The organism is Micromonospora sp. NPDC047762 (assembly GCF_043204655.1).
Taxonomy (GTDB): domain Bacteria; phylum Actinomycetota; class Actinomycetes; order Mycobacteriales; family Micromonosporaceae; genus Micromonospora.
Map to the genome: position 1 here is coordinate 569,390 of NZ_JBIDCQ010000003.1, position 24,106 is coordinate 593,495.

The 24,106-nt window shown below is 72.7% G+C and carries 20 protein-coding genes and 1 pseudogene; 15 read left to right on the plus strand and 6 right to left on the minus strand.

Features of this window, described 5'->3' with window-relative positions; translation table 11 throughout:
* Positions 1-68 precede the first annotated feature (68 nt).
* Together ACGF3C_RS13420 and ACGF3C_RS13425 are read left to right on the plus strand one after the other, a co-directional pair.
* Positions 69-635 carry an adenine phosphoribosyltransferase gene (locus tag ACGF3C_RS13420; protein ID WP_357231744.1) on the plus strand — a complete coding sequence of 189 codons (567 nt, stop codon included), beginning with the start codon at positions 69-71 and terminating at the stop codon, positions 633-635.
* Positions 636-832: 197 nt separating this feature from the next.
* On the plus strand, positions 833-3,355 hold the full coding sequence (locus tag ACGF3C_RS13425; protein WP_393221728.1) for a RelA/SpoT family protein: 2,523 nt from the start codon (positions 833-835) through the stop codon (positions 3,353-3,355).
* Between the two features lie 77 nt (positions 3,356-3,432).
* Here the strand turns inward: ACGF3C_RS13425 and ACGF3C_RS13430 are convergent, their stop codons facing one another.
* Together ACGF3C_RS13430 and ACGF3C_RS13435 are read right to left on the minus strand one after the other, a co-directional pair.
* The gene (locus ACGF3C_RS13430) at positions 3,433-4,275 is read right to left on the minus strand and encodes a peptidylprolyl isomerase (RefSeq protein ID WP_357231738.1); all 843 of its coding nucleotides are present in this window, start codon (positions 4,273-4,275) and stop codon (positions 3,433-3,435) included.
* 59 nt (positions 4,276-4,334) lie between these two features.
* The gene (locus ACGF3C_RS13435; RefSeq protein ID WP_393221731.1) at positions 4,335-5,219 is read right to left on the minus strand and encodes a peptidylprolyl isomerase; all 885 of its coding nucleotides are present in this window, start codon (positions 5,217-5,219) and stop codon (positions 4,335-4,337) included.
* A gap of 270 nt (positions 5,220-5,489) precedes the next feature.
* Here ACGF3C_RS13435 and ACGF3C_RS13440 point away from each other — a divergent pair, with 270 nt between their 5' ends.
* The 3 genes from ACGF3C_RS13440 (at position 5,490) to ACGF3C_RS13450 (ending at position 8,615) form a co-directional block, all read left to right on the plus strand.
* Positions 5,490-6,200 (plus strand): MBL fold metallo-hydrolase, encoded by a 711-nt coding sequence (locus tag ACGF3C_RS13440; RefSeq protein ID WP_238659786.1) that lies wholly within the window; start codon positions 5,490-5,492, stop codon positions 6,198-6,200.
* A 73-nt stretch (positions 6,201-6,273) separates the two neighbouring features.
* A complete protein-coding gene (gene hisS / locus ACGF3C_RS13445) occupies positions 6,274-7,602 on the plus strand; it encodes a histidine--tRNA ligase (protein ID WP_393221736.1) in 1,329 nt (442 codons plus the stop codon).
* Between the two features lie 71 nt (positions 7,603-7,673).
* Positions 7,674-8,615 (plus strand): acyl-ACP desaturase, encoded by a 942-nt coding sequence (locus tag ACGF3C_RS13450; protein ID WP_181518646.1) that lies wholly within the window; start codon positions 7,674-7,676, stop codon positions 8,613-8,615.
* Positions 8,616-8,768: 153 nt separating this feature from the next.
* Here the strand turns inward: ACGF3C_RS13450 and ACGF3C_RS13455 are convergent, their stop codons facing one another.
* Positions 8,769-9,275, minus strand: a complete 507-nt coding sequence (locus ACGF3C_RS13455) for a PaaI family thioesterase (RefSeq protein ID WP_393221740.1) — start codon at positions 9,273-9,275, stop codon at positions 8,769-8,771.
* Positions 9,276-9,330: 55 nt separating this feature from the next.
* Here ACGF3C_RS13455 and ACGF3C_RS13460 point away from each other — a divergent pair, with 55 nt between their 5' ends.
* Positions 9,331-9,807 (plus strand): helix-turn-helix domain-containing protein, encoded by a 477-nt coding sequence (locus ACGF3C_RS13460; protein WP_357234324.1) that lies wholly within the window; start codon positions 9,331-9,333, stop codon positions 9,805-9,807.
* 298 nt (positions 9,808-10,105) lie between these two features.
* Complete coding sequence (locus ACGF3C_RS13465; RefSeq protein ID WP_357206823.1) at positions 10,106-11,152, plus strand: S1 family peptidase; 1,047 nt, start codon at positions 10,106-10,108, stop codon at positions 11,150-11,152.
* 76 nt (positions 11,153-11,228) lie between these two features.
* On the opposite strand, the gene ACGF3C_RS13470 is transcribed toward ACGF3C_RS13465, so the two are convergent.
* Together ACGF3C_RS13470 and ACGF3C_RS13475 are read right to left on the minus strand one after the other, a co-directional pair.
* The gene (locus tag ACGF3C_RS13470; protein ID WP_357234512.1) at positions 11,229-11,852 is read right to left on the minus strand and encodes a DUF998 domain-containing protein; all 624 of its coding nucleotides are present in this window, start codon (positions 11,850-11,852) and stop codon (positions 11,229-11,231) included.
* A 120-nt stretch (positions 11,853-11,972) separates the two neighbouring features.
* Positions 11,973-12,707 carry a DUF998 domain-containing protein gene (locus tag ACGF3C_RS13475; RefSeq protein WP_357234515.1) on the minus strand — a complete coding sequence of 245 codons (735 nt, stop codon included), beginning with the start codon at positions 12,705-12,707 and terminating at the stop codon, positions 11,973-11,975.
* A 154-nt stretch (positions 12,708-12,861) separates the two neighbouring features.
* Here ACGF3C_RS13475 and aspS point away from each other — a divergent pair, with 154 nt between their 5' ends.
* The 4 genes and pseudogenes from aspS to ACGF3C_RS13495 form a co-directional block, all read left to right on the plus strand.
* Positions 12,862-14,667, plus strand: coding sequence for an aspartate--tRNA ligase (gene aspS / locus ACGF3C_RS13480; RefSeq protein ID WP_393221745.1), 1,806 nt, complete (start codon positions 12,862-12,864; stop codon positions 14,665-14,667).
* 102 nt (positions 14,668-14,769) lie between these two features.
* Positions 14,770-15,582: a sugar nucleotide-binding protein gene (locus tag ACGF3C_RS13485; RefSeq protein ID WP_357232794.1), complete on the plus strand. Its 813-nt coding sequence runs from the start codon at positions 14,770-14,772 to the stop codon at positions 15,580-15,582.
* A 70-nt stretch (positions 15,583-15,652) separates the two neighbouring features.
* Positions 15,653-16,252 (plus strand): helix-turn-helix domain-containing protein, encoded by a 600-nt coding sequence (locus tag ACGF3C_RS13490; RefSeq protein ID WP_357232796.1) that lies wholly within the window; start codon positions 15,653-15,655, stop codon positions 16,250-16,252.
* Positions 16,253-16,307: 55 nt separating this feature from the next.
* A pseudogene (locus ACGF3C_RS13495) lies at positions 16,308-17,655 on the plus strand (MFS transporter); the annotation flags it as partial.
* Here ACGF3C_RS13495 and ACGF3C_RS13500 read toward each other — a convergent pair.
* A complete protein-coding gene (locus tag ACGF3C_RS13500) occupies positions 17,629-18,369 on the minus strand; it encodes a GNAT family N-acetyltransferase (protein WP_393221749.1) in 741 nt (246 codons plus the stop codon). The pseudogene ACGF3C_RS13495 and the gene ACGF3C_RS13500 sit on opposite strands and share 27 nt — an antisense overlap.
* A gap of 140 nt (positions 18,370-18,509) precedes the next feature.
* Between ACGF3C_RS13500 and ACGF3C_RS13505 the strand changes: the two genes are divergently transcribed.
* The 4 genes from ACGF3C_RS13505 to ACGF3C_RS13520 all read left to right on the plus strand — a co-directional run bounded on the left by ACGF3C_RS13505 (position 18,510) and on the right by ACGF3C_RS13520 (position 24,092).
* Positions 18,510-18,722: a hypothetical protein gene (locus tag ACGF3C_RS13505; RefSeq protein WP_124855015.1), complete on the plus strand. Its 213-nt coding sequence runs from the start codon at positions 18,510-18,512 to the stop codon at positions 18,720-18,722.
* Positions 18,723-18,796: 74 nt separating this feature from the next.
* Positions 18,797-20,335 carry a replication-associated recombination protein A gene (locus ACGF3C_RS13510; protein ID WP_393221752.1) on the plus strand — a complete coding sequence of 513 codons (1,539 nt, stop codon included), beginning with the start codon at positions 18,797-18,799 and terminating at the stop codon, positions 20,333-20,335.
* 2,447 nt (positions 20,336-22,782) lie between these two features.
* Complete coding sequence (locus tag ACGF3C_RS13515) at positions 22,783-23,478, plus strand: hypothetical protein (RefSeq protein WP_357226111.1); 696 nt, start codon at positions 22,783-22,785, stop codon at positions 23,476-23,478.
* A gap of 149 nt (positions 23,479-23,627) precedes the next feature.
* The gene (locus ACGF3C_RS13520) at positions 23,628-24,092 is read left to right on the plus strand and encodes a DUF948 domain-containing protein (RefSeq protein WP_124823092.1); all 465 of its coding nucleotides are present in this window, start codon (positions 23,628-23,630) and stop codon (positions 24,090-24,092) included.
* The last annotated feature ends 14 nt before the right edge of the window (positions 24,093-24,106 follow it).

Sequence of the window (24,106 nt, forward strand, 5' to 3'; positions counted from 1 at the left end):
AACACCCGAACGGCGTCCGGCATGCTGTTGCCGGACGCCGTTCGTCGTCGAAGGAGAGCGAAACAGCCGTGACGGAGACCCACAGCGCCGCAGCGCACGGGGACAGTGGCCCGGAGGTGGCCCGACTGGTCGCCAGTCGGGTGCTGGACGTGCCCGACTTTCCCAAGCCCGGCGTGATGTTCAAGGACCTGATGCCACTGTTCGCCGATGGCAGGGTCTTCCGTGAGGTGATCGACGGGATCGTTGCCCACCACGGGCGGGACACCTTCGACGTGGTGGTCGGCATCGAGGCGCGCGGGTTCGTCGTCGCGGCGGCCATCGCGTACGCGACCGGGGTGGGAGTGGTGCCGGTGCGCAAGGCCGGCAAGCTGCCGCGCCCCGCGCACTCGGTCTCCTACGAGTTGGAGTACGGCGAGGCAACCCTCGAAGTGCACGAGGACGCCTTCACCGCCGGGCACCGGGTGCTGGTGGTCGACGACGTGCTGGCCACCGGTGGCACGGCCGAGGCGACGCTGGACCTGGTCGAGCGGGCCGGCGGCACCGTCGCCGGCTTCACTGTGCTGCTGGAGCTCGGCTTCCTGGGTGGGCGCGAGCGACTGGCGCCGCGTCCCGTCCACGCCCTGTTGACCGTTTGAGCCGGTCGGCACTCTGCTGACCGTTTGGTCCCGGGCCGGCCGGATGGACGCGGCGCCGACCGTCCGGCGGAGCGGCAGGGGGCCGTCCGTGCGGGTAGCATTGCCCTTTGCTGACGCCGGCGGTATCCCGTCCGGCGGGCGAGACCAGGTCGGCCGATCTTCGGCCGGCGTGTTTCCGGCGAGCGGTGAGGAGGCCGGTGTCCCACGATGTCGTCCCTCCGGCGGAGGGCACGGTGCACCCGACAGGCGACGCTGACGGCTCGGTGACCGACCCGACAGGCGACGCGCCGGCCCGGGTGACGGGCAACGGCAACGGCTCCGGCCGGGTTCCCGGCGAGAGCGCGGTGAAGCCGACCAGCGGCCCGCCGAGCGTCGAGGCGTCCCCTGGCGCCGATGGCGTCGTGGTGCCGTTCCCGACCGACGCGGGCATCGACCCGTCGCCCAGCGGCGGGTTCGGGCTGTCCAACGCGCCCACCGGTCGGCGGGTCCGTGCCCGGCTGGCCCGGTTCAACGCACCCTGGCAGACCTCCCAGGTCAGCGAGGTGCTGGAGCCGCTCATCGCCAGCCACCGGGACAACCACCCCAAGGCGGACGCCCGGCTGCTCCAGCGCGCCTTCGACACGGCCGCGCGGTGGCACTCCGGGCAGTACCGCAAGTCCGGTGACCCCTACATCACCCACCCCCTCGCCGTGGCGACGATCCTCGGCAACCTGGGGATGGACACCACCACGCTGGTCGCCGCGCTGCTGCACGACACCATCGAGGACACCGAGTACACCCTCGACCAGATGCGCGCCGACTTCGGTGGCGAGGTCGCCCTGCTGGTCGACGGCGTCACCAAGCTCGACAAGGTCAAGCTGGGTGACGCGGCCAAGGCCGAGACGATCCGCAAGATGGTCGTGGCCATGGCCAAGGACCCGCGGGTGCTGGTGATCAAGCTGGCCGACCGGCTGCACAACATGCGCACCCTGACCTTCCTGCCCCGCCCCAAGCAGGAGCAGAAGGCCAAGGAGACCCTCGAGATCCTGGCGCCGCTGGCGCACCGGCTCGGTATGAACACGATCAAGTGGGAGCTGGAGGACCTGTCCTTCGGCACGCTGTTCCCGAAGCGCTACGAGGAGATCAACCGGCTGATCGGGGAGCACCAGCCGCAGCGCGAGGCGCTGCTGCGGCAGGTGACGCAGAAGGTGCAGACCGACCTGAAGGCCGCCAAGATCAAGGCGGAGACCACCGGGCGGCCGAAGCACCTCTACTCGATCTACCAGAAGATGATCGTGCGGGGCCGCGACTTCAACGACATCTACGACCTCGTCGGTGTGCGGATCCTGGTCGACACGGTTCGCGACTGCTACGCGGCGCTGGGGGTCATCCACGCCAACTGGCAGCCGGTGCCGGGCCGGTTCAAGGACTACATCGCGATGCCCAAGTTCAACATGTACCAGTCGTTGCACACGACTGTCATCGGGCCCACCGGCAAGCCGGTGGAGATGCAGATCCGCACGTACGCGATGCACCGCACCGCGGAGTTCGGCATCGCCGCGCACTGGAAGTACAAGGAGCACAAGGGCACCCAGATCGTCGGCCCGCCGGCGCACATCGACGAGATGACCTGGCTGCGGCAGTTGCTCGACTGGCAGCGTGAGGCGGCCGACCCGAGCGAGTTCCTGGACGCGCTGCGCTTCGACCTGTCCAGCCAGGAGGTGTACGTCTTCACCCCGAAGGGTGACGTCATCCCGCTGCCGACCGGGTCGACACCAGTGGACTTCGCGTACGCGGTGCACACCGAGGTGGGGCACAAGTGCATCGGCGCGCGGGTCAACGGCAAGCTGGTGCCCCTCGAGTCGACGCTGTCCAACGGCGACGTGATCGAGATCTTCACGTCGAAGTCCGAGACGGCCGGCCCGACGCAGGACTGGTTGGGCTTCGTCAAGAGCCCTCGCGCCCGGACGAAGATCCGCCAGTACTTCAACAAGGAGCGGCGCGAGGAGGCGATCGAGGCCGGCAAGGACGCGATCGTCAAGGCGATGCGCAAGCAGGGCATGCCGTTGCAGCGGATGCTCACCTCCGACGCGCTCATGTCGATCGCCCGGGACCTGCACCTGGCCGATGTGGCGTCGCTCTACGCGGCGGTCGGCGACAGCCAGGTCTCCGCGCAGTCGGTGGTGCAGAAGCTGATGGCCGCGTACGGCGGCGAGGAGGGCGCGGCGGAGGACATCGCCGAGACCGCCGTCGCCACCCGGCCGCCACGCAGCCGGCAGAGCAGCAGCGACCCGGGCGTGGTGGTCCGGGGCGTCAGCGACGTCTGGATCAAGCTGGCCCGCTGCTGCACACCGGTCCCACCGGACTCGGTGTTCGGCTTCGTCACCCGCTCCGGCGGGGTGAGCGTGCACCGCGACGACTGCGCCAACGCCGAGGACCTGCGCGCGCAGAGCGAGCGGGTCGTCGAGGTGAGTTGGAAGCTCACCTCCGCGTCGACGTTCCTGGTCGCCATCCAGGTCGAGGCCCTGGACCGGCACAAGCTGCTGGCCGACGTCACCAGGGTGCTCTCCGACGAGCGGGTCAACATCCTCTCCGCGACCGTCACCACCACCCGTGACCGGGTGGCGGTGAGCCGGTTCAGCTTCGAGATGGCCGACCCGAAGCACCTGGGCCACCTGCTGGCCACGGTTCGCAAGGTCGACGGCGTCTTCGACGCCTACCGGGTCACCTCGGGCGCCTGAGCGCCCGTACCCCGTACCCCGGGCACACGACAGCGCCCGCCGGCTCAGCCGGCGGGCGCTTCGTCGTGCGCGTGGGGTCAGCCCTGCGGGTTGCTCATCGTGAGGTCCTTGATGATGACCTCCTTCTTCGGGTGGCCGCCGCCGGCCTGCTGGGCGAACGCCCCGTCGTCGCCGGCCTTGGCCACGTCCTTGACCAGGTCCATGCCGCCGGTGATGGTGCCCAGCACGGTGTACGCCGGGTCCAGCGGCGAGTCGCCGTAGACGATGAAGAACTGGCTGCCGGTGCTCCCCGGATCCTGCGACTTGGCCATCGCGATGACGCCCTCCGGGTACGGCGGGCGCTTGTCGGTGGGCAGGTTCTCCTCGGCCATGCGGTAGCTCGGGCCGCCCTGGCCGTCGGTGTCCCGCCAGCCGTTGCCGGTGGCGCTGGGGTCACCGCACTGCAACACCTTGATGCCCTCGCTCACGAGGCGGTGGCACTTGGTGTTGTCGAAGAAGTTCTTCTCCGCGAGGTAGGTGAAGCTACCCGCCGTGCACGGCACCAACGACCGGTCGACCTTGGCCGTGATCGGGCCGAGGTTGGTGTCGATCGTCATGGTCTGCACGCCCGTGGCGGACTGCTCGTTGCTCGGCGCCCCCACGTCCTTGATCTGCGGGGGCCGCTGGTCGGTGGGCAGCGCGTTGTACGCGCACTCGGCCGCACCGGCCGCCGGCGCGGCGGTGTCGCTCTTGTCGTCGTCGTCGCCGCCGAGGCTCACCGCCAGCCAGACGGTGCCGGCGACCACGAGCACCAGCGCGGCAGCCGCGCTGACGATCGCCGTCGTCTGCCGGCGCTTGCGGGCCTTGGCCGCGCGCTCGGCCATCTCCTTCTCGAGCCGGGCGCGTGCCGCCGCGCGCTGCCGCTCTCTGGTGGACGTCACGCCTGGATCCTCCTGGCTGTCTGCTGCTGGGTGCCGCTTGGGTGGTTGGTGGCGCCCGGTCAGCCGGCGCTCGGGCTGCTGGCCGGGGTGCCGGAAGCCGAGGGAGCCGGTGCCGCACCGGTGACCGGCTCACCGACCGTGAGGCTCTGGATCGTCACATCGGTGCTGGGCTTGACCTTCGCCCCGGTCCCATTGTCCACGGTCGGGAGGGCGCCGATCTTCTCCACCACGTCAAGCCCGCCGGTCACCCGGCCGATGACCGGGTACTTCGGGTCGGCGGTGGTGAAGTCCTTGAAGAAGATCAGGAACTGGCTGCCGTTGCTGCCCGGCGGGTTGGAGACCATCGTCACCGTGCCCTTCGGGTACGTCGGCGGCTGGCCGGGGGCCGGACTGGCCGACGGCGACGCCGACGGCACGGTCGGCACCTCTTCGTCGTAGAACGAGTAGGTCGGCCCACCAAGACCCGTGCCGCTGGGGTCGCCGCAGCGCAGCGCGCCCTCGGCGGTGATCTCGTGGCACGTGGTGTTGTCGTAGAACGACCGGCTCGCCAGGTGGGCGATGCTCGCCGCCGCGCACGGAGAGTTGGTCAGGTTCAGTTCCGCGGTGATCGGCGCGCCCTGGTTGGTGGTCACGGTCATCGCCCGGGTGCCGTCGGTGGGCAGATCCTTGGTGGCCGGCGTGCCGACGTCCTTGAGGTTGGTGTTGGCCGTCGCGTCCTGCGGCGTCCAGAGGCAGGTGTCCTCCCCGGCCGTGTTCTGCTTCGGGTCGGAGTCGAAGGCCCCGAGCGCCCAGGCTGAGCCGGCCACGACCAGCACGAGGATCAGAGCGGCGCCAACTCCGGCCTGGATCTGCCGTCGGCGCCGCGTCGAGGCGGCCCGCCGGGCCAACTGCCGGTCGAGCTTGGCCCGCGCCAGTTTGCGCTGCCGGTCCCTGCTGGAAGCCACCGGTGCTCCCCTTTCCTCTACCTGGTCGTCGCCGGCGGCCGGTCGCCCCGGCCCGTCCGGGCGTCACGTGTGCCGCGCCACACGCCCGCCAGAGTGTACGGCTAGTGACTGGGAATGTGGTGTACGAGGTCCACCCCATCCCGAGCAGCGCTTATCGGAGGTTGTCACTGTGCCTGGCGGGACGTGTGGGACGGACGCGGCAAACTCGTTCGGCCCGCCCGATAGGCTGCTGTGCAGAACGACAGCTGCTCGACGGAAAGGACAGCGCCTGTGCTCGTGGCCGGCTTTCCTGCGGACGCCTTCGGCACCAACTGCTACGTGGTTGCCACCGCGCCGGGGGAGCAGTGCGTGGTGGTCGACCCGGGCATCGGGGTGCTCGACCAGCTCGACGCGCTGCTCGCCGAGCACCGCCTGCATCCGGCCGCCGTGCTGCTCACCCACGGCCACCTCGACCACACCTTCTCGGTCGCGCCGGTCTGCGGCGCACGCGGCATCACGGCGTACGTGCACCCCGGTGACCGGGAGATGCTGGCCGACCCGTCGAAGGGCCTCTCGACCGACCTGACGTCGCTCTTCGGCGGCCGGCTGAGCTACACCGAGCCGGAGGACGTGGCGGAGTTGACCGACGGCGCCACCCTCACGCTCGCCGGCCTGGAGATCGCCGTCGACCATGCCCCGGGCCATACCGGCGGGTCGGTGCTGTTCCGGCTGCCGGGCGCCGGGTCGGGCTGGGAGGCTGACGAACTGTGCCTCTCCGGCGACGTCCTCTTCGCCGGGTCGATCGGCCGCACCGACCTGCCGGGCGGGAGCATGCCGGCCATGCTCACCAGCCTGCGCGACAAGATCCTCCCGCTGGCCGACGACACCGTCGTGCTGCCCGGCCACGGCCCCAGCACCACCATCGGCCGCGAGCGCGCCAGCAACCCGTACCTCATCGAGGTGGCTGGCACGTCGCCGGCCGCTCCCACCCGGGGCCTCTAGATCTTCTGTCCGCGCCGCGCGCGGACCCACGACACCACCGCGCCAACGGCGCGGAACCGCAAGGAGTACGCCGATGAGCAAGCCCACGCCCATCTCCGGCTTCCCGGAGTGGACTCCCGGACAGCGGATGATCGAGCAGTTCGTGCTCGACAGGATCCGGGCCACCTTCGAGCTGTACGGCTTCGCGCCGCTGGAGACCCGCGCCGTGGAGCCGCTGGACCAGCTGCTGCGCAAGGGCGAGACCTCGAAGGAGGTCTACGTGATCCGGCGGCTGCACGCCGACGCCGAGGGTGCCGGTGGTGACGACCAGCTCGGCCTGCACTTCGACCTGACCGTGCCGTTCGCCCGGTACGTGTTGGAGAACGCCGGCAAGCTGAGCTTCCCGTTCCGCCGCTACCAGATCCAGAAGGTGTGGCGGGGCGAGCGGCCGCAGGAGGGCCGCTACCGGGAGTTCGTCCAGGCCGACATCGACATCGTCGACCGGGACACCCTGGCTGCGCACCACGAGGCGGAGATGCCGCTGGTCATCGGGGACGCGTTGCGGTCGTTGCCGATCCCACCGGTGACGATCCAGGTCAACAACCGCAAGATCTGCGAGGGTTTCTACCGGGGCATCGGGCTGACCGACCCGGAGGCGGCGCTGCGGGCCGTGGACAAGCTCGACAAGATCGGCCCGGCGAAGGTGGCCGAGCTGCTGGCCCAGACCGCCGGGGCGAGCGAGGCGCAGGCCAAGGCGTGCCTGGCGCTGGCCGAGATCTCCGCCCCGGACGCCTCGTTCGCCGACGCCGTCCGGGCGCTGGGGGTGAGCGACCCGCTGCTCGACGAGGGCATCGAGGAGCTGGTCCGGGTGGTGGACACCGCCGCCGAGCACTCGCCCGGCCTCTGCGTGGCGGACCTGCGCATCGCCCGTGGGCTGGATTACTACACGGGCACCGTCTACGAGACCCAGCTGCGCGGCTACGAGCGCTTCGGCTCCATCTGCTCCGGCGGCCGGTACGACAACCTGGCCAGCGCCGGCGCCGTCTCGTACCCGGGGGTGGGGATCTCGATCGGTGTGACCCGGCTGCTCGGTCTGCTCTTCGGCGCGGGGGAGCTGTCGGTCTCGCGGGAGGTGCCGACCGCAGTGCTCGTCGCGGTGACCAGCGAGGAGCACCGTACGGCCAGCAACCGGGTGGCCGAGGCGCTGCGGCGGCGTGGGGTGCCGACCGAGGTGTCGCCGAGCGCGGCGAAGTTCGGCAAGCAGATCCGTTACGCCGAGCGGCGCGGTATCCCGTACGTGTGGTTCCCCGGTGCCGAGGGAGCGCCGGACGAGGTGAAGGACATCCGCTCCGGTGAGCAGGTCACGGCCGGTGCGGGGGAGTGGACGCCACCTGCGGGAGACCTCAAACCCACTGTCGGTTGAATGCCCCCACTGGCGCTGACGGCCGCGGGGACCTACGGTAGCGTAAGTTACGCCACCGTAGGGAGTTTCTCGTGACCGTCAGCACCACAGTGAGCCAGACCGCGCTGCTCGTCGAGTTGGAGCCGGTTGTCGCCCGCAACCTGGACCGCCACCTCTCGCTCGCCAAGGAGTGGTTCCCGCACGAGTACGTGCCGTGGAGCGAAGGGCGGACCTTCGACGGCCCGCTCGGCGGCGAGGCGTGGTCACCGACCGACTCCACCATCCCGGACGTGGCCCGCACCGCGCTGATCGTGAACCTGCTGACCGAGGACAACCTGCCCTCGTACCACCACGAGATCGCCACCCTGTTCGGTCGCGACGGCGCGTGGGGCACCTGGGTGCACCGGTGGACCGCCGAGGAGGGCCGGCACGGCGTCGCGATCCGCGACTACCTGACCGTCAGCCGGGCGGTCGACCCGGTGGCGTTGGAGCGGGCCCGGATGACGCACATGTCGGAGGGCTACACCAACGCCCACGGCGACGAGGTGCTGCACTCGCTGGCGTACGTCTCGTTCCAGGAGCTGGCGACCCGGATCTCGCACCGTAACACCGGCAAGGCCACCGGCGACCCCACCTGCGAGGCGCTGCTGGCCCGGGTGGCCGCCGACGAGAACCTGCACATGGTCTTCTACCGCAACCTGCTCGCTGCCGCGTTCGAGCTGGCCCCGAGTCAGGCCATGCGGGCCGTCGCCGACGTGGTGGCCGACTTCCAGATGCCGGGCAGCGGCATCGACGGGTTCGCCCGCAAGTCGGTGGCGATCGCCCTGGCCGGCATCTACGACCTGCGCCAGCACCGCGACGAGGTGCTGCAGCCGGTCCTGCGTCAGTGGGACGTCTTCAACGTGACCGGCCTCAACGCCGACGGTGAGGCCGCCCGTGAGCAGCTCGCCGCCCAGCTGGAGAACCTGGACCGCGCCGCGAGCCGCTTCGAGGAGAAGCGCGACGCCCGAGCCGCCCGCCTAGCCCTCCGCTAAAAGCCCGACCCCCCACCCCCACCCAGGCCCCCAGCCCCCCAGGCCCCCTTGCTCGCGTTGATCAAGAGGTTTCGGTCACCGGAGTCCGGTTTCCTGACGCAAACCTCTTGATCACCGCAGCGAGGGCGGGCGTCTGGGGAGGGGAGGGTGGGGTCAGGGGAGGGGGAGGAGGAGGCAGGTGCTGGTGGCGTGGGCTACCAGGCGGTCGGTGGCGTCGGTGATGCGCGCCTCGGCCAGGGCCGTACGGCGGCCGCGTTGCAGCACGGTGCCCTCGCAGCGCAGGGTGCCGCTGTCGACGGTGACCGGGCGGAGGAACTTCACGTTGAGGTCCAGCGAGGTGTAGCCGACGCCGGCGGGCAGGGTGGTGTGCACGGCGCACGCCGCGGCGGTGTCCAGCAGGGTCGAGAGCACGCCACCGTGGACGCTGCCGAGCGGGTTGTAGTGGAACTCCTGTGGAGTCAGCTCGACGACGACCCGGCCCTCGTCGGCTTCCATCCTGGCCATGTCGAGAAGGTGCATCACCGGCGGCGCGGCCAGCTCGCCGGCGATCATCGCCCGGAGCATGTCGAGGCCGCTTCGCCGACCGACCTGGGCGGCGTTGGCCGCCGGGTCCGCCCACGTGAAGGTACGGCTGCGCACTGGGTCCTGCGTCTGCGTCATGGACGCAGCCTGGCAGCCGGTTGCTGAGTCTGTCAACGAGATCTAGCCTGGTCGGATGCGACCCGCGGCTCTGGACTGGTCAGTGGAGAACTGCACCATCGCCCGCGCGATGGGGGTCCTCGGTGAGCGCTGGACGCTGGTGGTCCTCCGTGAGGTGTTCACCGGCGTACGCCGCTTCGACGACATGCGGGTGCGCACCGGCATTCCGCGCCAGGTGCTGACCAATCGGCTCGCCACCCTGGTGGAGCAGGGCGTGCTCAGTCGCGAGCCGTACCGGGAGCCCGGCAGTCGGCTGCGCCACGAGTACCGGCTCACGGACAAGGGCCTGGACCTGTGGCCGGTGCTGGTCGCCGTCCTCGCCTGGGGTGACCGCTACCTCGCCGACGCGGAGGGCCCACCGCTGCGCGTCACGCACCGCGACTGCGGCGCCGAGGTACGCGCCGACCTGCGCTGCGCCGACGGTCACGACGTGGGGCGGCCACGTGACGTGGTACCCAGCCCGGGCCCCGGCGCCCGACGCCGCACCCCCTGACCCGACGCCCGCCGCGCCCCGCGCTGAGCGGCGACTCGGAGAAGACATCGATGACCGTACGCGCCGAAAGTGCGGCGGTCGCCGATTGGTGTGACGGTGGCTGTTCACCAGCGTGTCGGGGGTGTTGCGGCCGCGCGGCCAGCCGAGGTCGACGAATTCGGGCGAATCCAAGCCTTGTTAATGATCTTAAGTATGTGAATACTTCAGTCTCATCCGGCCGGTTTCCCCAGATCGGCCGGGTTGCCCTCGGGTCAGCCGCCCCCGGCAGACCCGCTCCCCCGCCCAGGAGGTTTGTTACATGCGACCCACGAGGTCCTCATTCCGTGTTGCGGCCACAGTCGCCGTTTCCGGAACCCTGGTCGTCGGCTCGCTCATCGGCGCGCCCGCCCAGGCCGCTCCTGCCGCGTCGCCCGACGCCGCCGCCGCGATCTCCGCGGAACTCGGCGACCGTTCCGCCGGCTCGTACATCGACGCCAGCGGCAAGTCCGTCGTCACGGTGACCGATGCCGCCGCCGCCAGCAAGGCGAGCAAGGCCGGCGCCGTCGTCCGCTACGTCACCCGCGGCGCCGCCGAGCTCAACCGGGCCACGGCCGAGCTGGAGCGCTCCGCCAAGATCCCGGGCACCGCCTGGTGGAGTGACCCGGTCACCAACCAGGTCGTCGTCTCCGTCGACAGCACCGTCACCGGTGCCAAGCTGGAGCGGGTCAAGGCCGCCGCCGCGCGCGCCAACGGCGCGGTCCGGGTCGAGGCCGAGGCGGGCGTGCTGAGCACCCGGATCTCCGGCGGCCAGGCCATCTACGCCGGCGGGGGCGGGCGTTGCTCGCTCGGCTTCAACGTGCGCAGTGGCAGCACCTACTACTTCGTGACGGCTGGGCACTGCACCAACATCTCGGCCAGCTGGTACTCGAACTCCGGCCAGACCTCGCTGATCGGCACCCGTACCGGCACCAGCTTCCCGGGCAACGACTATGGCATCGTGCGGCACAGCAACTCGGCCAACGCCGCCGGCAACGTCTCCCTCTACAACGGCAGCTTCCGCGACATCACCGGCTCCGGTAACGCCTCCGTCGGCCAGTCGGTGCAGCGCTCCGGCAGCACCACCGGCCTGCGCAGCGGCTCGGTGAACGCCACCAACGCCACGGTGAACTACGCCGAGGGTTCGGTCTCCGGTCTGATCCGCACCAACGTCTGCGCCGAGCCGGGCGACAGCGGCGGCTCGCTCTTCGCCGGCGGCACCGCCCTGGGTATGACCTCCGGTGGTAGCGGCAACTGCCGCACCGGTGGCACCACCTACTTCCAGCCCGTCACCGAGGCCCTGAGCCGCTACGGCGTCAGCGTCTTCTGATCCACGCACCGCTCGCGGGCCGCCGGAACACTCCGGCGGCCCGCGTCGCGTTGACAGCCACCGAACACGATGACGCTCAGCCGGGCCCGGACGGTCCCGGTAGACGCCGGGAGACCAGCACGGCGGCCAGCGGTACGCCCGCCTCGGCGGCCGCCGCCAGCCGTTCGGTCAGCCCGATCCATGCTCCGTCGGTGAAGAGCTCGGCGGCGAACCAGCCGACCAGCGCGAGGAGGACCACCGCCGCCGCGAGCGCCAGCGGGCGTACGAAAGCCGGAGCGTGGCGGTGCTCCCGGTCGAGAGACGGCCTCGCGCGACGCGGCACCGCCAGGGCCGGCCAGACGGCCAACGCCCCGAACGCCACACCGGCGGCCACGGCGTGGGTCGTCGAGTCACCGGTCGGGCGCTGCGGGAACGCGCCCACGACCAGGGTCGCCAGCCCGCCCAGTGCGAGTAGCGCTCGGCCCGCCGGTGCGGCGCTGACCAGGCCGAGCGCGGTCGTCAGGTGGCAGAGGCCCAGGCCGACCAGCCCGACCGTCATGATCCAGCGATGGTCCGCACCCGTGGCGGCGAGCGCGCTGATGGTCTGCCGCACCGGGTCGAATCCGTCGGGCTGGGCAGCCTGCGCCAGGGTCCAGCCGCCGACAAGGAACAGTGGTGCGCCGCCGGCTGACAGCAGGGCCCAACGGGGAGCGGTGGACATCGGGCGATCGTAACGATGCGAGACCGGCGCTGCTTCCGGGCCGCATGCTCGGGCTGACCGGCCGCCGGTTCGGACGCTCGAACAGGCCCGGGCGCCGGAAAGATCAGACGGGCCGGCGACTCACGGCAGCCGGTCGGGGCGCCCGGAAGCAGGCCCGCTCGGTGGTCCGAGGGGATCAGGGGGTACGACGCCGATGCTCGGCAGGTCCGGGCCGACGCGTACGGTGCCGCCGGTCGACCAGGCGAGGTGCGCCCGCCGGGCGGAGAGGACCGCCAGCAGCGGCCAGAGGGAGACCGCCACCGCCGTCACCCGCTCGGCCAACCCCGTGCGGGAGCCACTGGTCACCTCGAACGCGCACCAGCCGAAGAGCGCGAGCAGCACGAGCGTGGCGCTCAGCCCGACCGCCCGGCGGAACGCCCAGGGCGGCTCCGGTCGGGTGGGGTGCTCGGTGTCGTGGCCGCGCGGCAGCCGCAGTGCCGAGCCGGCCGGCCAGAGCACCAGGGCGAGAACGGCCACCGTCGCCGCGACGCCGTGGCTGAGTGAACCGCCGACCGGCGGCCGGGGAAAGGCGACGAGCGCGATGGTGGCCACCCCACCGATCGCGAGCAGGAAGCGGCTGGGCAGCCCGGCCGCGTGCAGGACGGCGGCGACCGACAGGTAGCAGCAGCCGAGCAGCACCAGGGCCACCACCATGATCCACGCGTCGGTGGCGTCCTGTCCTGCCAGCTCGCTGATGGTGTCCCGGACCGGGTCGTACCCGACGGGCTGTCGGGCCTCCGCCACCGTCCAACCGGCCACCAGCAGCACGGGTGCCGCCGCCGCCGTGGCGACGGCCCAGTTCGGTACGGGCCGCATTTCGCCACGTTAACCGGCTCGCCTGCCGGGGGAGTCGGGTTCGCCGGTCCACCCCACCAGCGAATCGTGCCGGCCTGCCGGGTGCCCGGAGGCGGGGCGGCCACCCCTGACAGAATGCGGGTGAGGACTGTTCCACGATGAGGAGTTGCCAGCCGTGATCCGTACCCACAATGCCGGAAGCCTGCGCGCCGCGGACGCCGGCTCGACGGTGACGCTCGCCGGCTGGGTGGCCCGCCGCCGCGACCACGGCGGGGTCATCTTCGTCGACCTGCGCGACGGTTCCGGTGTTGTCCAGGTGGTGTTCCGCGAGGAAGACGCGCACGCGCTGCGCAACGAGTTCTGTGTGAAGGTCGTCGGTGAGGTGACCCGCCGCCCGGCCGGCAACGAGAACCCGGAGCTGCCCACCGGCGAGGTCGAGGTGACCGTCGTCGAGCTGGAGGTGCTCTCCGAGGCGGCGCCGCTGCCGCTGCCGGTGGACGACCAGATCGAGGCCGGCGACGACATTCGACTCCGGTACCGCTACCTGGACCTGCGTCGCAGCGGCCCGGCGAACGCGCTGCGGCTGCGCTCGCGCGCCAGCCAGCTGGCCCGGGGCGTGCTGCACGAGCGGGACTTTCTGGAGATCGAGACCCCGACGCTGACCCGCTCGACTCCGGAGGGCGCCCGCGACTTCCTGGTGCCGGTGCGCCTTCAGCCCGGCAGCTGGTACGCGCTGCCGCAGTCGCCGCAGCTGTTCAAGCAGCTGCTGATGGTGGGCGGCATGGAGCGGTACTACCAGATCGCCCGCTGCTACCGCGACGAGGACTTCCGCGCCGACCGGCAGCCGGAGTTCACCCAGCTCGACATCGAGATGTCGTTCGTGACCGAGGACGACGTGATCGACCTTGGTGAGGCGATCGTCTCGGCGCTGTGGAAGGACCTGGCCGGGCACGAGATCAGCCGTCCGATCCCGCGGGTCACCTGGCACGACGCGATGGCACGGTACGGCTCGGACAAGCCGGACCTGCGCTACGGCGTCGAGCTGACCGAGCTGACCGAGTACCTGCGCGGCACCGAGTTCCGGGTCTTCGCCGGGGCCATCGACGCGGGCGGGTACGTCGGCGCGGTGGTGATGCCGGGCGGCGCGGCGCAGAGCCGCAAGGAGCTGGACGGCTGGCAGGACTGGGCGAAGGCGCGTGGCGCGCGCGGTCTGGCGTACGTGGTGCTGGACGCGGAGACCGGCGAGGCACGTGGCCCGGTGGCGAAGAACCTCTCCGCCGAGCACCTGGGCGGGCTCGCCGACGCGGTCGGCGCGAAGCCGGGCGACGCGGTCTTCTTCGCCGCGAGCGCCACCACCCGGGAGGCGCAGGAGCTGCTCGGGGCGGCCCGCGTCGAGATCGCCAAGCGGTCCGGCCTGATCGACGAGAGCGCCTGGGCGTTCTGCTGGGTGGTCGACGCGCCGATGTTCGAGCGCACGGACGAGGGCGGTTGGACGGCAGTGCACCACCCGTTCACCTCGCCGAACTCGGAGTGGGTCGACCGGTTCGAGGAGGCTCCGGACCGGGCCCTGGCGTACGCGTACGACATCGTCTGCAACGGCAACGAGATCGGCGGCGGGTCGATCCGTATCCACCGGGGTGACGTGCAGAAGCGGGTCTTCGACCTGCTCGGCATCACCCCCGAGGAGGCGCAGGACAAGTTCGGCTTCCTGCTGGAGGCGTTCAAGTACGGCGCCCCGCCGCACGGCGGCATCGCCTTCGGCTGGGACCGGGTCTGCATGCTGCTCGCCGGTGCCGACTCCATCCGCGAGGTCATCGCGTTCCCGAAGACCCGGGGTGGCTTCGACCCGCTGACCAGTGCGCCCACCCCGATCACCGCACAGCAGCGCACCGAGGCCGGCATCGACGCCAAGCCCAAGCCCGCCGCAACCGCCCACACCGGAACGGCCGGCCCCGCAGCCCCGGTGGCAGACCCGGTCTGACCGCACCCCCGGCCCCTGCTTGGTTGATCAAGAGGTCTGCGTCATCATCGCCCCGGCGAGATGACGCAGACCTCTTGATCGTTGGCGGGGGAGTGGGCTCAGGTGCGAGTACTTGTTGTCGGGGGTAGTGGGTTACTGGGGCGCGAGGTCTGTCGGCGGGGCCTGAGCGCCGGGTTCTCCGTTGTCGGGACGTTCCACTCCGGTGAGATCGCGGTGCCGGGGGTCGCGGCACGGCGGTTGGACGTGACCGACCGGTCCGCCGTGCGCGCGCTGGTCGCCGAGGTGCGGCCGGACGCCGTTGTCGGGACCCCCTATCGGTACGGCGACTGGGCGGTCACCGCCGACGGGGCCGCGCACGTGGCGGTCGCCGCCGCCGAGGTGGGTGCCCGGCTGGTGCACGTGTCCAGCGACGCGCTGCACGCCGGACGACCCGTGCCGTACGCCGACGACGAACCACCCACGCCGGTGCATGCGTACGGTGCCGCGAAGGCGGCGGCTGAGACCGCCGTACGGGCGATCGACCCGGGCGCGGCGCTGGTGCGGACCTCCCTGATCGTGGGGGAGGGCAGCAAGCAGATCCAGCTCTGCCGGGACGCGCTCGCCGGTCGGGCCACCCTGTTCAGCGACGAACTGCGCTGCCCGATCGACGTCGCCGACCTGGCCGCCGCCGTGCTGGAACTGGTCGCCTCGACGTACGCCGGTGTGCTCAACGTGGCCGGCCCGGACGCGGTCAGCCGAGCCGAGCTGGGCCTGCTGGTCGCCGAGCGGTATGGCCTGGACCCGACCGGGTTGAGGACCACCACCAGCGCGGCCACCGGCCTGGTCCGCCCTCTGGACGTACGCCTCGATTGCGCGCGCGCCGCCTCCCTGCTGCGGACGCGACTGCGCGGGGTGCGCGAACTCCTGTCCTCCTGAAACCCGTCGTCTGCACACTTCCTATGCACAAGACTTGTGCATAGGAAGTGTGCAGAGATATTGTGCACTTATGGAGAACCCCCCGCCCGACGGCGGCACCGAGCCACGGCGCGTCGATCTGGACGGCCGGCAGGTTCGCGTGCTGGCCCACCCACTGCGGATGCGGCTGCTCGGCTCGCTGCGTATCGACGGCCCGGCGACCGCGACGGCCCTCGCCGAGAAGCTGGGCACCAACACCGGCGCGACCAGCTATCACCTGCGGCAACTCGCCGAGGTGGGGCTCGTGGCCGAGGATCCCGACCGGGGCACCGGTCGGCAGCGTTGGTGGCAGGCCGCGCACGACATGAGTCACTTCGACCCCACCGACTTCGACGAAGACCCGGATGCCCGCGCTGCCGTCCAGTGGATTCAGGCGGATCAGGTGCGGCTGATGGGCGATCTGGCCGAGCGTTGGCTGGCCGTCGAGCACCACCAGTCTCCGGCCTGGCGCGACGCCGCCGGGATGAGCGATCTGGTGCTGCCCCTCGACCCGGACCGACTGCGTGCCCTCAGCGACGAACTCTGGGCGGTGTTGATGCGCTACCGCGACGAAGCCGCGACCGATGCCCCGGACGTCAAACCCGTGCACGTGTTCCTGGCCGGCTTCCCGCGTCTGGACGAGCGCTGGTGAGCGCGAGGAGTGAGCGGGGTTTGCGAGCCCCGCAGTCGCGAACGGAGGAGACACGGTGAGCGCGTTGACCGTACGTCAGGTTCGGCGTCGTTACCTCACGCTCTACGGCCTGCGCTGGCTGCCCACGGGTCTGATGATCCCGGTGATGATCCTGCTGATGCAGGAGCGCGGCCTGTCGCTGCCGCAGATCGGCCTGGTCGGCACGGCTCAGGGGCTGCTGGTGCTGGCGTTGGAGTTGCCCACCGGCGGGTTCGCCGACGCTCTCGGTCGTCGACCGGTGCTGCTCGCCGCCGGGGTGCTCAACCTTGTCTCCCTCGCGCTGTTCGCCGTGGCCGACTCCTTCGCGCTGTTCTTCGTGGTCTGGGCTCTGCAGGGCATCTACCGGGCGTTGGACAGCGGCCCGTTGGAGTCCTGGTACGTCGACGCCACCCTGGCCGCCGATCCGCAGGCCGAGTACGAGCGTGGCCTCGGCTACGCCGGCACCGTCGTCGGCGGCGCCATCGGCGGAGGCGCGCTGGTCAGCGGTGGTCTCATCGCGCTCGGCCCGATCGGGCCGGTCACCGCGCTCACGGTGCCCGTGTTGGCCGCCATCGTGGCGCAGGCGGCGGCGCTCGTCGCGCTCGTGGTGCTGCTGGTCGAGGAGCGGCCGGCCACCGGGGTCGCGGCGCTGCGGGCCTCGGTGGTCCAGGCGCCCCGGATGATCAGTCAGGCCGTCGGGCTGCTGCGTCGTTCCCGGGTGCTGCTGGCGTTGGTGGCCGTCGAGCTGTTCTGGGGCTTCGGCATGGTCACCTTCGAGTCGCTGCTGCCGGTCCGACTCGCCGAGGTGATCGGTGATCCGGAACGCGCCGCGGTGCTGCTCGGGCCGGCGAACTCGGCCGCCTGGCTCGCCTCGGCCGCCGGCGCGGCACTGACCCCACTGCTGCTGCGCTGGTTCGGCGCCGCTCCGGGTGCGGCCCTGCTCCGCGTCCTGCAGGGCGTGACTGTGGTCGGGATGGGGTTGTTCGCCGGGCCGGTCGGCGTGCTGGTGGCCTACCTCGCCTGCTACGCGGTGCACGGCGCGTCCAACCCGCTGCACAGTGGGCTGCTGCACCGGCAGGTCGACGGCCCGTACCGGACCAGCGTGCTCTCGCTGAACTCGATGATGGCGCAACCGGCCGGCGCGCTCGGCGGGGTGGTGCTCACCGCGCTCGCCGCCGCCACCAGCGTCAGCACCGCGATGGTGGTCGGCGCTGTGGTGTTGGCCGTCGCCGCCCCGCTCTACCTGCCGGCCTGGCTGGAGGGTCGTCGGGCCGCCCCGGCCGTCGAGCCGACCGCGGTCCCGGTGCCCGCCACCGACCGTTAGCGAAAACCCCTCGCCTGGCCGGACGGCAGACCGGTCAGGCGAGGCGGATCGAGCTGAGCGGAAGGGCGTCGGTGTAGCCGAGCCGACGGTAGAGCCTCGCCGCACCGACGTTGTGTGTGTAGACGCCGAGCCCGACCAGGTCGTGACGTGCCAGCAGCGCCCGGGTCATCCCGGCGGTCAGGGACGCGCCCAGCCCCCGACCGCGTTGGTCGGGGGCGACGGTCAGGCCGGCCAGGAAGCCGATGTCACTGTGGCTGCGGTCCGCGCCGCACGCCACCAACCGGTCGCCGGCCCAGATGCCGTACCAGTCGACCACCCGTGGGTCGCCCGGCTGGGAGGTGCTGGTGGGAAACGACTCTTCGACAAGTGCCGCCAGCGCCGGCTGGTCGGCGGCGGTGAGGCGGACCACCGGTTGTTCGTCCGGCTGCGCCGGCGGCGCCGTGTCGGTCCAGTGGAAGTCCCAGTCGCTGTGCTCGGTCACCGCCAGCCGGTCGACCAGCAGACCGCGATCGTGTCGAGGCAGGTGCAGGTGCTGTCCGGACTGGAACATCCCGTCGGCGGCCAGCGCGACACAGATCTCCAGCGCCGGCTCGGCCGGGCCGATCGCGCAGCTGGCCGGCCCGTGTTCCGGCGGCACCACCCACAGCACGGCACCGCCACGCTGGTACGCGCGCACCGGCACGGGCCGCCCGAGCGCGTGCCGGGCGAACGGGTGGTGCCCGACGGCGGCCAGGACGGCGCTCCGGTCCTGGAGCACCTGGTCGTCGTTGATCATGGGGTCCAGCCTAGGAGCCGGGGGTCGAATGCCTCCGCCGGGCCGTCGCGGCGTGGCCACCTCCACCGTGGAGATTGGCGAGTCGACCGATTGGGTACATCACGCGCCGACCTACTGGGAACCCCCACCGGAGGACCGACATGCTCGCCATTCTCGCGGCCATCGTTTTTGGCTTCGCCCTGTTGCTTGACCTGCTCGGCACCGACTTCGGAGCGCCGGACCTGTTCAACTGGAACACCCTCGTACTCATCGGGCTGCTCCTGCTCTCGCTCTACCTGGCCGGCGTGGGCAGCGGCCCGCGCGGCGGTGGCGGCGGCCGCTGGTACCGGGGCCGTCGCCCCGGGCGTGGCTGACCGGAACCGATCACCGGTGGCGGGCCCGCGGCGCGATTCCGGCGTCGTGGGCCCGGCCCGGTACTGTCTTCGTGATGGAGTCCGACGCCCTCTTCTCCCTCGGTGAACCCGCCGGGTCGCGCAGCGCGCCCGACGGTCCCGCCGGTGTCGACGGCTTCACCGCGGTGGCCGACGATTCGCCCCTGCCCGTCCGGATGCGCCCGGTGACCCTCGACGAGCTCGTCGGGCAGGAGCACCTGCTCGCTCCCGGCGCACCCCTGCGGCAGCTGGTCTCCGGCGGGGCTCCGATGTCGGTGATCCTCTGGGGCCCGCCGGGCAGCGGCAAGACCACGATCGCGCACCTGGTGGCCGGGGCCACCGACCGCCGCTTCGTCGCCATGTCGGCGCTCTCCGCGGGCGTGAAGGACGTCCGGGCGGTGATCGAGGCGGCTCGCCGCCAGCGTCGTTCCGGTGGCCCGCAGACCGTGCTCTTCATCGACGAGGTGCACCGCTTCAGCAAGACCCAACAGGATTCGCTGCTCGCCGCCGTCGAGGACCGCACGGTCACCCTGCTGGCGGCGACCACCGAGAACCCGTACTTCTCGGTCATCTCACCGCTGCTGTCGCGGTGCGTGCTGCTCACCCTGCAACCGTTGGACGACGAGGCGGTGCGGGGCCTGCTGCGCCGCGCGGTCGCCGACAAGCGTGGTCTGGACGGCGCGCTGGTGCTGACCACCGAGGCCGAGGATCACCTGGTCCGGCTGGCCGCCGGTGACGTCCGTAAGGCACTCACCGCCCTGGAAGCGGCGGCCGCCTCCGCGACGGCCCTCGGCGGCGGGCGGATCGACCTCGCCACCGCCGAGCAGGCCGTCGACGTGGCGGCGGTGCGCTACGACCGCGACGGCGACGCCCACTACGACGTGGTCAGCGCCTTCATCAAGAGCATGCGCGGCTCGGACGTGGACGCTGCGGTGCACTGGCTGGCCCGCATGCTGGTCGCCGGTGAGGACGCCCGGTTCATCGCCCGTCGCCTGGTCATCTTCGCCAGCGAGGACGTGGGCATGGCCGACCCCGGGGCGCTGAGCGTGGCGACCGCGGCCGCGCACGCGGTCGAGTACGTCGGGTTGCCCGAAGCGCAGCTCAACCTCGCCCAGGCGGTGATCCACCTGGCCACCGCGCCCAAGTCGAACTCGGCCACCACCGCCATCGGCGCCGCCATCGCCGACGTCCGGGCCGGTCGCGGTGGCCCGGTGCCGCGAGGGCTGCGCGACGCGCACTACGCCGGCGCCCGAGGGTTGGGCCACGGGACCGGCTACCGCTACCCGCACGACGACCAGCGCGGCGTGGTCACCCAGCAGTACGTCCCGGACGACCTGGTGGGCACCGACTACTACCAGCCCAGCCCGCACGGCGCGGAGCGGTCGGTGGCCACCAGGTTGCCGCTGCTGCGCCGGATCGTGCGTGGTCTGCCGGCTCCGGCCGCGCGCCCGCAGACGCCGACATCCGAGCCGTCCGTAACGGCGCAGACCGCGCCAGCGCTATCCCCGGGGGCCGCCCGTCCGACGACGGGCACGGATGCCCCCGGCACGATGCAGGACAGCGGCACCGACGCCGCAGGAGAGGGTCAACAGTGAGATCGCGTGGTGGGGACCGCCCGGACGAGGGCCCGGACGAGCGGCGCGATCCCCGCGCCAAGACCCGCCGTTGGGGTCGCGGCCGGGCTGCTGAGCCCGAGCCGGAGGAGCCGGTCGCCGGCGAGGAGTTCGGCTGGATCGACGATCTGCGCTCGGCCAAGCAGCAACGCTCCGAGCTGGGCCCGGACGGCGCACCGGCGGAGCCGAACCGGCCCCGCGGGGGTATGCCGCCGGCAGACCCGGCCGGGCCTCCGGCACAACCCGCCCCGCGTACGGCGGGAGAGCCGGCCGGTGCGCGCGGCAGTGCGCCGGAGCCCTCGGCGCCGCCGGCTCCGCGTCAGAGTGAACCGGGCGGTGCCGCCGCCCGTCGACCAGTCGACGGGCCCTGGCCCGGGGAGACGCCGCCAGCGGGTCGTCGCCCGGACAACCGGCCACCCGCATCCGGCCCCGCATCCGGCCCCGCAGCCGGGCAGCCGCCACGCCGCGGCGTTCAGCCGGTGCCCGGCGCCCGCGGTGCCGTGCCACAGTCGCCACCCCCCGCTCGCCCGGGCGGGGGTGACCCGGCCGGCCCGCCGGGGCCTCGTCCGGCACCCGACGCGCCCGGCGGCCCGGCCCGTCCGCGCGGTGCGGCCGCCCCTCCCGGCCCACCCGTGGGCCCAGCGACCTCGGGCCCCCCGGCCGGTCGTCGCCCGGACGCCGCCGCCTCGCCGGCCCGTCGTCCGGACGCCGTTGTTCCGCCGGGACGTCATCAGGACCCCGCCGCACCCGGCGGTCAACCCGATTCCATGCCGCCGCTACGCCGTCCGGACGCCGGTCCGCCGGTCCGCCGACCCGGCCCGGAGCAACCGGTCGAACCCGGCCGTGCCCGGCCTCCCGCCGACGGCCCGCCCGCCGGTCGCCGCGCCGCCGGCTCGGCACCCGACCCGACGCGGGTCGCCGGAACTCCCGCCGCTCCCGGGCCCGCCCGCTTCGACGGCGCGCCGGCTGGCGTCGTGCCGTCGACAGCGGACGGCCTGCGACCCGACCCCGCCATCGACCGTGACCCGCGTACCGCCCGACGTCGTCCGGGCCCGGCCGACCCCGGTGCACCCGAGCCCGCCGGGCGCGCGTCCGAAGGTGCCCGTCCGACGGCCGGCGGGCGTCGCCGCGCCGCGGAACCCGACGAGCCGGTCGTGCCCCGCTCCGGTAACGCGCCACCCGTGCCCCGCTCGGGGAACGCGTCGTCGGTGCCCGAGGCGACCGGCGCGCACAGTGGCGCCCTGCCCACCACCGGCCCCGCCGACGGCACCGGTCGTCGCCGGGTCGTCTCCGATGAACCGGAACGCCGAACGCCGCCCGGCGGCGAACCCCGCCCGGACCGCCCGGAGCGGCCAGCGGACTGGCTGCGCCAGGCCGGCCGCCTGCCACACACCGACCCCGGCCTGCGGGTGGTCAACCGCCGAGACGGCAGTCCGCCGGCCGGGGGACGCCGTCCGGCGCCGCCCACCGGGCCGGTGGACCTCACCGACCAGGCGTCCGGTCGGCTCGCCGTGCCCGACCCGGCCGCGGAACGCACCGCCGCCCGCCGGCCCGCCGGACCGCCGGTCGACCCCGGCGCGGACGCACCGACCGGCCGTCGCGCCGCCCGGCCCGACGGTTCGGGATCCACCGGAGAGCAGGCACTGACCTACCCCTCGCCGCCCGGTGACCGGCCCGCCCGTGGGCGGGGCGCTGCGGCGGTGCCCCCCACTCCGGACCCCACTGTTCGGCGCGGCCGTGCCGTGGCGGGGTCCGGCCCGGACGCACCGCCCGCCCCGGATCCGACCGGCCGACGACGACGTGGACCGGCCGAGCCCGGCCCTGACGGTACGGCTGTCCCCGGTCGACCGGGGACCGCGAGCGACAGTGGCGACGACCCCTACGCCGGCGGTCGACCCGGCGGCGGTCCCGCTGCTCGGGGCGCTGCCCGTTCCGTCCCACCCGGTCGGGCCCGCCCCGTTCCGGGCGACGCGCCGGCACCCGGCACCGGGCGCCGTGGCGCCGACGGCCCACCACGTCCCGGCCCGGGTGGCGATGCGGCACCCCCGGACGCGACCCGTCCGGATGGTCCGGCTCGTGCGGCCATGCCGCCGGGTGTGGACGGTCCGCCGCGTGCCCGTCCGGATGGTCCGGCTCGTGCCGCTGTCCGCCCACCCGGCGGGCAGCCGCCAGCCGATGACCGGCCCGGTGAGCCCGGCCCGGCCCGTGGTGCTGCGCCGGCCGGGCGACCCATGCCGGCCGACCGCGCCGCCGGCCGCGCCCTGCCGCCGAATCGGGAGCCCGGCCGTGCCGAGCCGAGCGGTGTCGCGCCCGTGCCGCCGCCCGGACGCGCCGGCGAGCCCGTCGGTGTGGCCCGCGCCGCCGCCGCGGTGCCCGCCACGGCCGGCCCGGTGGACCGGCCGGAACCGGAGCCCTCCGACGGGCCGGCGCTGCGCTCGGCCGGTCAGGACGCGCCGGACGACGACGCCGCACCGGGTGCCCGTTCCGAGGAACGCCGGCAGACCCGTGAACGACGTCGCCTGCGCGCGGCGGTGTTGGTGCTGGTCAGCGTCGTGCTGCTCGGCGCGGTGCCGCTCTTCTTCGGGCTCCGGACGCTGAGCCGTGACCCGGTCTTCGACAACCTGGACCAGCTCGGCGTGCCCGGCTGGGCGGCCGCGAAGACGGTCGACGACGTCAGCGGCAGCCGCTGGTGCCTGCTCGACTGCCGGCTGCGTGAGCGCACCGTGACCTCGGAGAAGGCGCCCAAGGAGACGGCGCAGGTCTACGAGGACGCGCTGCGGCGGGACGGGTGGCAGCCGTGGAAGGTGAGTCGCTGCCCGGAGCAGGAGACGAAGGGCAGCTACACCTGCTGGCGTCGCGACGAGTTGACCCTCGACCTGTGGGTACGCGAGCCGACCTGTGTGCCGCCGCCGGTGGACGGCGAGCCGGCGACCGTGCCGTCCGGCGACCCGTCGGCCGCTGCGACCGAGTGCACCGGCTCGTTGGTGTCGGTGAAGGTGCGCAATGCGATCGACGACGAGCGGACCAGGCCGCAGCCGACCACCGACCCGTCACTGACCGGTGAGGATCCGTTCCCGACGGTCAGTGCGGATCCGCTGGGTGAGCTGACACCCTCACCGTCCTGAGCCGGTCTCCATCACGGACGGTAGGGTCTGGGGCTGGCGGGCACGCCCGCTACCGGTGAGCGCCGACGGCTCGGCGGCCGGTACGGGTGGCATGGTTGTGCGTTCCGGGGACGTCGGGTCCTGCGGAACTCTGCTTGAGGAGGACAGGCGTGGGCGACATTGGAGCGATAGCGGCGCTGATCGCGGCATCCGCGTTCGCGGTGCTGGTGCTCATCCTGACGCTGCCCATCCTGCGGCTGCGGCACACGGTTGACGCCACCACCCGCATGATCAACGACCTGAATGATCGGACCGCACCGCTGCTCGGTGACGTGAACACCACTGTGAAGAACGTCAACACCGCGCTGGAGCAGGTGCAGATCTCGCTCGACGGTGTGAACCTCCAGCTGGCGAAGGTCGACACCATGACCAGCCACGCGCAGAACGTCACCGCCAACGTCGCCAACCTGGCCACCGTGGTCTCCGCCGCGGCCGCCAACCCCCTGGTGAAGGTGGCCGCGTTCGGCTACGGCGTGCGGAAGGCCGCCGCCGGCCGCCGGCACGCCGAGACCGAGCGCGAGGTACGCGACACCATCAAGCAGCAGCGGCGGGCCGCGCGACGCGGCAACAGCTGACCGGCCCGGCGCAC